This window comes from Gilvimarinus gilvus, assembly GCF_030518155.1.
Taxonomy (GTDB): domain Bacteria; phylum Pseudomonadota; class Gammaproteobacteria; order Pseudomonadales; family Cellvibrionaceae; genus Gilvimarinus; species Gilvimarinus gilvus.
This window is the reverse complement of the sequence record NZ_JAULRU010000525.1, coordinates 1-391: the sequence shown is the minus strand read 5'-3', so window position 1 is coordinate 391 and position 391 is coordinate 1. Positions and strand designations below refer to the sequence as shown.

Here is a 391-nt window from a genome sequence, read left to right as displayed (position 1 = left end):
AACTATTTTAATGACAACTTCGCTAAGTGTAGTAATGTTTTCGTTCAATGTAAATGAAATTTCGCTTACTTCATTTATGTGAACTTCAATAGATTTTGTTTGTTTTTTTAGTCCTTCCCCTTCTAAAGTTATAGAATGTTGACCCTCTGGAAATTTCTCGAAACGAAATTCTCCATTTTCATCTGTAATTGTAGTATTTGTGGATTTCCCAATTTTGATTGTAATTCCGGAAACTGGATATCCATCAGATGAAACAATTTTTCCTTCTACGATTCCGTAGTTTTGCGCAAATGTGCAAATAGAAGTTAGCAGAAAAAGTAACAGTAGTTTTAATTTAATTTTCATTCTATATTTTATTTAGATTAGATAAAAATAATTTCGACAAATGTAA

The 391-nt window shown here is 28.9% G+C and carries 1 protein-coding gene; it reads right to left on the bottom strand.

What is annotated here, in order from left to right:
* A partial coding sequence (locus tag QWI17_RS09910) for a carboxypeptidase-like regulatory domain-containing protein (protein ID WP_302722350.1) occupies window positions 1-345 on the bottom strand: 345 nt, incomplete at its 3' end.
* Between the last annotated feature and the right edge of the window lie 46 nt (window positions 346-391).